Below are 3,113 nucleotides of genomic sequence, written 5' to 3' on the forward strand. Positions count from 1 at the left end.
GTTATCTGCCAATAGTGCATCCTGGCGGTAGCCGCGCACGCTATCGACACCACCCAAGCCAAACTGCTCTAGGGGCAACATTGCGCGATCCGCTAGTTGAACATCACCCCGCACCAATAGAATGGAATCGGGAGCCAGTAATTTGACATACTGCGCTTGTCCGCGCCAAGCGAAGAACCGACTGTCGGGAGCTTGACTATTTATCGTCGCTCCGAAGGCATCCACGCCCACGCTGAACTGCGATCGGGCGGCGAAGACCTCTCGGTCATTTCTTTGGGTATAGCTCTGGACGAGGCGCACAGCACTCAATCGCGTCTGCCCATTCAAATCGGCTCCAGGGGAGGGAAAAGGAATATTATCGAGGAGTTGGGCTTGACTTTGACGATTGCTAATAATTAATCCAACTTCTAATTCCTGGGTAGGAGTTTGGATAATGGGATGTTGGATTGACGCTTCATAATAATTAGAATTCGATTGAATATCGAGAGCATTAAATGGGAATTCGATCACACGACTGCTGGAACTGCCATAACTGATACTCAGTCGGGTATTCTGCGGATTGAGGGGCGTTTGATAATTGAGATCGATACCATTGCTACCATTAGTATTGGTATAACCAACACTGGCACTATCGCCCCAACCGAATACATTACTATTCCTAACTTGCACCTGCCTGCGATCCGTTCCCGCACTGGGGGAGCGATGATTATCGACACTAATTTGGGAATACCAGATCGGAGCTTCACCAATTTCGACAGTGAGAATACTCGATCCCGGTTGCAACCCCGCCGCTAATTCCGCCCGCACGTTATTAATTAGCGGATTGAGTCGCAATAATTGCAATCCGGTGAGGAGTTGCTGTTGCTGTAGAGGTTTGCCCGTATATCGAGCGATCCGACTGCGAACGTACTCTGCATTCAATCGGCTATTTCCCTTCACCTGGATCGATTCTATCCGTCCTTCGATGACTTGAATTTGGACGATCCCATCTGCTTTACCAATGGTTTGGGGCGGCACGATTGCACCAGAGGTAACATAACCTTTGGACAGGTAGAGTTCGGTAATCTTCGATCGAATCTCAAATAGCTCGGCGATCGAGATATCCCGATCGAGATATGCTTGAGTGATTCGATCGAAATCAGCTTGAGTAAATACCGTACTGCCAATAATTTGAAATCGCTTCACCCGAATCGTCCCTGGTAAATCGGGAGTATTGCTGTCAGGAAGAGTGGGCTTAGCAGGTGGTATTAACTGAGGTAGGGACGGAATCCGCTCTGGGAGTTGCGGTTCGGGTAGTGGAACTTGAGAAGGTGGGAGATTATTGCGATCGATCGTATTGCTCGGATTGGGGATTGTCTGTGCCCCGACTCGATCGATCGATCCCACGCCAGCTAATAATCCTAACGTCCATACCAGCGAAAAATTACTCCTAAATCTAGAGAACTTAGATCTAACCGCTTGCCGATTTAACACGCGCTCTCTCCTCTGGCATCAACCACACTGGCTTGAGAGCGGAAATTTTTAGTTTGGGACTTGCCAATATTTCCCAGACCCCACCTATGTTTGCCCATCTTCTGTTTGCGATCTTGTTGAGACAATTACATTGTCGCCGATCGAAAATCAAAACTATCGATCCGACGCTAAAAATAATAGTTTTAGCTGAGAATATTTAGTAATTTGATTGTCAGGAGTTTCAGGAGCACGAAAATTAATATTTTCGTGCTCTGTAAACATGTTAAAATGGTGGTAGCTGATTTCAAGTACAGATATCTGCCAAAATTGCCCAATGGAACGATTGGACGGCTACAGCAAAATTATCCGCATGGTGCTCGAACCCTATACTGAGATCGCCTACGCTAACGTCAAGGTGAAAAATCGCCAAATCTATCAATACAAATAATTGGCAAAACTATGAATGGCACATATCAACCACTATCAAAAGATGGCACCATTACCGGAATTTATTTAGGCTGGGTTATCCCCGATACGAACGAGTGGGAAGCTCTAGTGAAGTTAACTAAGTCTTCACTTGGCTATCACTTAAATCCAACTAGCTTTTGTGTCGATCTAGTTAAGAAATACAAAGGAATACCGAAAATTTTGGGCATCTCTGGTTTGGAAAATGAATACATTTCTACAGATATTCCTTCCGCTTTTGAGCCAAGAATACCCGTGGAGCGCAACGATGTTGGTGAAATGTGTAAATCATTATGGTTAGACTTTCCAGGCATCGATCCATTTGCTTTTATGGCTCGAACTGGAGGTTGTATTCATGGCGATCCCTTTTCAGTATGTCCGATCCTCGCGCCTAATGACGATGGCAATTACGAGTTTTATTGTCGCATTGGCACCACCAAGGATTTGCAACAACACTGGGACTCTTTTACTAAAGAGTCAAAGTTAGAGTGTCATGATGGGATAGTTTCGATCCAACTCAGCGGGGATTGTACCAAGTATCCAGCGATCGTACCTGACTTCTTTGCCCGATTAGAAGGCTCGATCGTTAAAGCTGAAATCTTGAATATTTCCCAGCCATCGATATTTGGAGTGGAAATTCTGACTAAGATTACTTTTGCTGGTTCTAACCCTTATGCCAGTTCGACATTCTCGTTGCTAGAGAATTTAGTGAAGCAATGAGTAAGTTCCCAATCTATCGAGTATCTGGAACAAAAGATCGAATTACACAAGATGATGTCACTGGGGTTGTTGATAAAGGTTGGGATGAGATCCCTAATTTGGGACGATGCTTGGTAAAGTTTGGTGATGACTTATTCAACGAAGTCTGGAAAGAAAAGATTGCCAGCGAACTAGCAAAAGCAATCGGTATTCCTACCGCAACTTATGAGTTTGGAGAATTAGCCGATGGACAAAAAGCGATCGTCAGCCCCAGCTATCTCCATAAAAATTGGGTTGAAAGATCTGGTAAACTCTGTTTGACAGACGATCTACAAAATCTATATACGATCGAGAATGTTCTCAACACAATCGACCGTCGCGATCTTGCCTTACCAGATCTTAGAGGATGTTTGGAAAGTATAAACAGGTACCAGTAGAGAAAAAGCTTCCGCGAATTGTTAGGCTGAATAAAATTCAAAACTTAGACAGCCATCGAG

Annotated in this window: 3 protein-coding genes; 2 read left to right on the plus strand and 1 reads right to left on the minus strand. The window is 44.8% G+C overall.

Features of this window, described 5'->3' with window-relative positions:
- Window positions 1-1,473 (minus strand): POTRA domain-containing protein (locus RMO55_RS13330; RefSeq protein ID WP_310427228.1); only part of this gene is annotated, 1,473 nt, incomplete at its 3' end.
- A gap of 438 nt (window positions 1,474-1,911) precedes the next feature.
- Here RMO55_RS13330 and RMO55_RS13335 point away from each other — a divergent pair.
- Window positions 1,912-2,637: a hypothetical protein gene (locus RMO55_RS13335; protein WP_310427230.1), complete on the plus strand. Its 726-nt coding sequence runs from the start codon at window positions 1,912-1,914 to the stop codon at window positions 2,635-2,637.
- Complete coding sequence (locus tag RMO55_RS13340) at window positions 2,634-3,053, plus strand: hypothetical protein (protein ID WP_310427232.1); 420 nt, start codon at window positions 2,634-2,636, stop codon at window positions 3,051-3,053. The genes RMO55_RS13335 and RMO55_RS13340 overlap by 4 nt, the downstream gene beginning before the upstream one ends.
- The last annotated feature ends 60 nt before the right edge of the window (window positions 3,054-3,113 follow it).

It is taken from the genome of Chamaesiphon sp. VAR_48_metabat_135_sub, assembly GCF_031418915.1.
Lineage (GTDB): Bacteria > Cyanobacteriota > Cyanobacteriia > Cyanobacteriales > Chamaesiphonaceae > Chamaesiphon.

Excerpts from the sequence above, each read along its gene's own strand:
- RMO55_RS13335 (WP_310427230.1), top strand. The coding sequence starts at position 1,912 with ATGAATGGCACATATCAACCACTATCAAAAGATGGCACCATTACCGGA.
- RMO55_RS13340 (WP_310427232.1), top strand. The coding sequence starts at position 2,634 with ATGAGTAAGTTCCCAATCTATCGAGTATCTGGAACAAAAGATCGAATT.